The 5,402-nt window shown below is 63.7% G+C and carries 6 protein-coding genes; 4 read left to right on the forward strand and 2 right to left on the reverse strand.

Going from position 1 to position 5,402, the window contains the following annotated elements; genetic code table 11:
• The coding region (locus tag NTW26_00895) for a hypothetical protein (protein ID MCX7020831.1) at window positions 1-1,860 on the reverse strand (1,860 nt) is incomplete at its 3' end.
• Window positions 1,817-2,548 (reverse strand): SAM-dependent methyltransferase, encoded by a 732-nt coding sequence (locus tag NTW26_00900; protein ID MCX7020832.1) that lies wholly within the window; start codon window positions 2,546-2,548, stop codon window positions 1,817-1,819. The genes NTW26_00895 and NTW26_00900, both read right to left, overlap by 44 nt.
• A 133-nt stretch (window positions 2,549-2,681) precedes the next feature.
• Between NTW26_00900 and NTW26_00905 the strand changes: the two genes are divergently transcribed.
• The 4 genes from NTW26_00905 to NTW26_00920 form a co-directional block, all read left to right on the forward strand.
• The gene (locus NTW26_00905; protein ID MCX7020833.1) at window positions 2,682-3,662 is read left to right on the forward strand and encodes an HTH domain-containing protein; all 981 of its coding nucleotides are present in this window, start codon (window positions 2,682-2,684) and stop codon (window positions 3,660-3,662) included.
• Window positions 3,663-3,708: 46 nt separating this feature from the next.
• Window positions 3,709-4,278 (forward strand): Fe-S-containing hydro-lyase, encoded by a 570-nt coding sequence (locus tag NTW26_00910; protein ID MCX7020834.1) that lies wholly within the window; start codon window positions 3,709-3,711, stop codon window positions 4,276-4,278.
• 79 nt (window positions 4,279-4,357) lie between these two features.
• Window positions 4,358-5,155 carry a TIGR00282 family metallophosphoesterase gene (locus tag NTW26_00915; protein ID MCX7020835.1) on the forward strand — a complete coding sequence of 266 codons (798 nt, stop codon included), beginning with the start codon at window positions 4,358-4,360 and terminating at the stop codon, window positions 5,153-5,155.
• A partial coding sequence (locus NTW26_00920) for an NAD(P)-binding protein (protein MCX7020836.1) occupies window positions 5,148-5,402 on the forward strand: 255 nt, incomplete at its 3' end. The genes NTW26_00915 and NTW26_00920, both read left to right, overlap by 8 nt.

The following is a 5,402-nucleotide window of genomic DNA, read 5'->3' on the forward strand; positions in this document are numbered from 1 at the left end:
GGCCAAAGCCAGAAGGAGCAGCGGGTCAACCCCGAAGACCTCCCCCGCCTTTTCGGCGTCCTCGAGGTACGTAAGCGGGTATGCGAGGGAGAGGACCCACAGACCTCCGGGCTCGTCACCGACCAGGGCGCGGGAGGCGTACTCGATTTCGGGACGGACGTCGTAGTCGCCCACCTCGTAGCCGCGCCGGGCGCAGGCCAAGGCCAGCCACGCTTCGGCCTCGGAATCGTCGCTGCGGTAACGGGCCAGAACTCCGGCGTAGGCGTTGAAGAGCGCGTCGTCGGCCGCGCTCGCGAGCGCCAGAAGCAGGTCCAGCTCCTCGTCCCCGGGTCGGGAATACAAAAGGTCGGCGAGGCCGCCTCGGGGGGCTAATCCCTCCGGTTCGGGCGCGAGCCACCACTCGACGCCGCGGATTGGAAGCTCGTAGAAGGGATAGGCCCAGTTGTAAGCCGGCGGCACGGAACCGTTTCCCGCCAGTTCCTCCATCCTCGGCCGCCAGTACTCCACATGGTAACTGTATTCGGAGTCGTCCCCGGTCTGGGCGAAGGCCTCCGCCGCCTGGGCCCACTCGCCATCCTTCGCGCGGATGGTGGCCAACCGCCAGGCGGCGCGCGCCCGCTCCTTGCCGGAGAGCCCCCCGGCCAGCGCGTCGGCGTACAACCGGGCGGCCTCGTAAGGGTCGGACGTGCGCCGCAGGTTGGCCCGGTAGAAACAAGCCTTGGCCACGGCCTCGCCCGCGTCACGTTCGAGGTACGTTCCGGCCAACTCCGGCGGGACCGTCGTCTCGGTCACTCGGGACCACTGCTCTTCCGCGGCCTCGCGCCGGTCCCGGCTCAGTTCGGTCACACCGGAGTAGAGGCGCGCCAGGCCGGAATAAGACGGGTCGTCGAACAGCTCGGCGTACTGGGCCAGCGCCTGGCGCGGACGGCCGATGGCGTGCTCGTACTCCCCCTTGAGGAGGTAGACCGCCGGCGAGAGGGTGAGCCCGTCAATCGCCCTCGCCGCGAGCCCCGTGTTCCCCACCTCGAGCGCCAGGGCCGCCAGGCGGGGCAGCTCTTCGGCGGGGCAGCGCTTCAGGTCGCCGAGGAAGGCGAAGGCCTCCCTAGGGGCGTAGAGGGCCAGCTCCCAGGCCGCGTCGCGAGAATCCAGAAGCTGGCGGGCCTGGATGAGCCACACGGTCAGATCCATCCAGGGCGGCGAGCCGACCTCCACCTCGCCCCGCATGCGCTCCAGCTCGTTGGCGAGCCCCAATCCGCCGCCGGCCTCTCGGCAAGCGGCGAGGTATTGCGGAAAAACGAGGGGGCGCAACGCGGGGGTCGCCAGGCGCCAGGCCTTCTCCAGGGCCGACCGGCGCAATTCGGTCTCGTCGTAGCCGTCGAGCTCCCCGGCGCGCACCAGGGAAGCGACGGATCCCAGGGCGCCATCTCCGACCGTTTCCAGCCGCGCCAGCCCCTCGTCGGAAAAGCCTTCCGCTAAAAGCGCGATGCCGTAGCCGAGTTCCAAGACGGGGTCCTCCCCCGGCGGTGGGGCGTTGTCCGGAGTGAGGCGCACCTTGCCGGAGACGGCTAGGCGGACCCGTTGCAGACGCGCCGCGGCGGAGTCCAGGCCGGCGAGGAGCGAGTCCGCCCGGGTCGGGTCGTTGTCGGAGAGGGCCAGCTGGGCCTCGGCGTACACGCACTCGGGCGAATTTTTTGGTAAATCCGCCACCAATTCATGCGCGCGCTCGGGCAAGCCGGCCGCGAGGTACTCCACCGGCCCCGGCGCCGGAAACCGCCCGATCAGCCCCTTCAGCCCCTCGGGCGGGGAACAGGCCAGGCTAAGGGCGAGCAGTACGCCCGGCAAGTATTTCAGCCATCTCATCGGTGTACTCACCGTCGGCCCCGTGGGTGAGAAGGGGTGAAAGGACGTCCAGATCTACTCCGCCCCCCTTCGTCGCTTCCAGGAGGACGAGCCGCGCCGGTCGGTCCGGCCCGGGGTGGACCAGGCGCATCCGCTTCGGTTCCAGCCGCCTCGACCGTAGCTCCGCCACGAGCTCGGCCAGCCGTCGGGCCGTGTAAATCAGCGTAAGCGCGCCACCGTCGGCGAGGAGCAGTCGCGCCGCGTCCAAGAAGTCGCCCAGGCCAGAGTAAACCTCCCGGCGGGCGGCATCCCGGGTCGCATCCGGGCTCCGTCGGCCGTCGGAGTGGGCGCGGTAGGGCGGGTTGGCGATGACGCGGTCGAAGCGGCCCGGTTCGCCAAGTTCCTGCCGGCGGCGCAGGTCGCCCGTTTGAACCGTGAGCGGAAAACCACCCATCCGCGCGTTCAGCTCGGCGAGGCTGGCCAGTTCGCGCTGGATTTCAATCCCCCAGGCCGCGGGGGATTTCCCCAGGTACAGGGCGGCCAGAGACGCAGCCCCGTTGCCCAGACCGAGCTCGGCGAGGGGCCCGTCGCCGGGAGCGAGGAAATCCGCCAGAAGAACGGCGTCCACGCTGGTCCGCGGACCGGCGCCCGGCTGGCGGAGCCTGAGAGCCCCGTGGAAGAGTGTGAATGTCTCGGTGAAGTTCGCCATCCCCCGGGCCCCGAAGCGGTTCCGGGCTTGATTGTAGCAACGCGACTCCCGCCCGGCAAGGCCGGTGACCCCTTTGACGGCGAAGAGCCCGCTGTGCTAAGCTCACCCAAAGATGCGAAGCGTGGAAGCCTGATTGGAGAAACTGATGGCCGCTTACTCTTTTCTTGATCTGGCTGAAGATGTATTAAAAGTATCTTCGAAACCTCTGACCTTCCAAGAAATTTGGCAGATTGGGAAGGATAAAGGTCTCGTCAATAAAATCAAGACGACCGGTAAAACACCATGGCAGAGCCTTGGCGCGCAACTATACGTAGACGTACGAGATAATAAAGACTCTCTTTTCATCAAGGTGGGCAAACGACCAGCACGGTTTTTTTTGAATAATAGAGCCGCCGATCTCAACCAGGATATCGTTAAGGATATTGAAAATGAAGAGACAAAGAAGAAGGAGAAAAACACCGAATATTCAGAGCGCGATCTCCATCCACTTTTAACTTACTTCGTGTACGCTAACACAACTTTCAACCGTGGTCGATCAATCTTGACCAAGACTATAAATCACGAGAAATCAAAGCGTTCTGGATATAATAGCTGGATATACCCCGATATAGTAGGTTTTTACTTGCCAATCGAGGACTGGCTGCCGGAAGTAATTGAGTTCAATCGGATGTCAGACAATAATTCCATTCGCTTATTCTCTTTTGAGTTGAAAAAGAGCCTTACAAAAGTAAATTACAGGGAATCATACTTTCAAGCTGTTTCTAACTCATCTTGGGCACACGAAGGGTATCTTGTTGCGGCAGATATACTACAAGACGACGACTTTCTTTCCGAATTGGAGCGTCTTTCATCTTCATTTGGAATTGGTATCATCCACCTTGATCTGAAAGATATTGACAGTTCTAGCATTCTTTATCCTGCCCGCAGCAGAGATTTTCTAGATTGGGAAACAATAAACAAATTGTGCGAGCAAAACACGGATTTTAAAAAGTTCCTTAAGGATGTTAAAATTGATTTTGAATCCAAGCGATTACATGGGAATGAATTCGACGATGTAATAAAGGACCCATATAAGCACATTAAGTATAAACTCAAGATCGAGCAAGATACTTGAGCGGACGTATAAAATCGCACTGCCGATTATTCTTAAACGGAGGGTGATGAGCGACGGCATGATCGAGCTGACGACCCCGCTGACCGAAAAAACGGCCCGCGGCCTTAAGGCCGGCGACCGGGTCCGGCTCTCCGGAATCGTTTACACCGGTCGGGACGCCGCCCACGCCCGTCTGATCGAGCTATTGGAGAAGGGGGAGAAGCTGCCCTTCCCGCCCGAGGGCGCCGTCATCTACTACGTGGGGCCCGCTCCGGCCAAGCCGCCGCGCCCCATCGGCTCCGCCGGCCCGACCACCTCCTACCGGATGGATTCCTACACCCCGCCGCTGTTGAAGGCCGGGGTGCGGGGGATGATCGGCAAGGGGCTGCGGGGGGAGAACGTTGTCGAGGCGATGAAAAAGCACGGAGCCGTTTACTTCGCCGCCATCGGCGGGGCCGCCGCGCTCATCTCCAAGTCCATCCTCTCCGCCGAGGTCATCGCTTACGAGGACCTCGGCCCCGAGGCCATCCGCCGTCTCGAGGTCAAGGACTTCCCCCTGGTCGTGGCCCAGGATTCCCACGGGCGCAGCGCCTACGAGGACGGCAAGCGGAAGTACCGCTCCATCGAGACGGTTTGAGCCCCCGACCCCCGAACGCACCCGACCCGGGACCCGGCGACGGGTCCCGTTATCGTACCGCACCCCGCGGAGGAACCCCATGAGCCGCATCCTCTTCCTCGGCGACGTCATGGGCCGGCCGGGACGACTGGCGTTGAAAACGCACCTGCCCGCCGTCCTCACCGAATATTCCCCCGACCTCGTCATCGCCAACGTCGAGAACGCCGCCGGCGGGGCCGGTATCAGCGCCAGGCCCCTGAGCGAGCTCAAGGGGCTCGGAATTGACGTCTTCACCTCGGGCAATCACGTCTGGGACAACCGCGAGGCCTACGCGCTCCTGGAGACCGAACCGTTCCTCCTGCGACCGGCCAACTACCCGCCGGGGGTGCCGGGGAAAGGCGTCGCGGTGCGCGCCCCGGCGGACGGACGCGCCGGAATCGGCGTCATCAATCTCCAGGGACGGGTGTTCATGCGCGAGATTGACTGCCCCTTCCGCGCGGCCGACCGGGAAATCGAGGCCCTGCATAATTCCGGCGTGAACGCCATTTTCGTGGACTTCCACGCCGAGGCCACCAGCGAGAAAGAGGCGCTGGGGCGGTATCTCGACGGGCGCGTGACCGCCGTCATCGGCACCCACACCCACGTCCAGACCGCCGACGGGCACATCCTGCCGGGCGGGACCGCCTACCTCTCCGACGCCGGGATGTGCGGCCCCACCGGGGGGGTCATCGGTGTCAAGGCCGAGAGCGTGGTGGGGCGATTTTTGAATGCCTTGCCCTTCCGCGCCGAGCCGGCCGGGGGGCCGGTCGCCCTCCGGGGCTGCGTGGTGGATTTCGATGAAAAGACCGGGCGAGCCCTCGCCATCGAGACCGTCAACCGCGAGGACGACGATGGGTAGGCGGATTCTGGTCGTGGGTGGGAACGCCGCGGGGCTCTCCGCCGCCGCACGAGCCAAGCGCGAGGATCCCCGCGCCGAGGTCGTCGTCCTCGAGGCCACAGATACCCCCGCCGTATCCAACTGCAACTTCTCCTATGTCCTCTCGGGCAGGGTGGAAAAACTCGGCCGGGTGCTGTCGCATCCGCCGGAATATTTTATGGAGCGCGGGGTTGACCTGCGCACCGGCGTGACCGTGACGGAAAATGAC

The sequence above is a fragment of the bacterium genome, from assembly GCA_026398675.1.
Classification (GTDB): Bacteria; RBG-13-66-14; RBG-13-66-14; order RBG-13-66-14; family RBG-13-66-14; genus RBG-13-66-14.

Excerpts from the sequence above, each read along its gene's own strand:
- NTW26_00915 (MCX7020835.1), top strand. The coding sequence starts at position 4,358 with ATGAGCCGCATCCTCTTCCTCGGCGACGTCATGGGCCGGCCGGGACGA.
- NTW26_00910 (MCX7020834.1), top strand. The coding sequence starts at position 3,709 with ATGAGCGACGGCATGATCGAGCTGACGACCCCGCTGACCGAAAAAACG.
- NTW26_00900 (MCX7020832.1), bottom strand. The coding sequence starts at position 2,548 with ATGGCGAACTTCACCGAGACATTCACACTCTTCCACGGGGCTCTCAGG.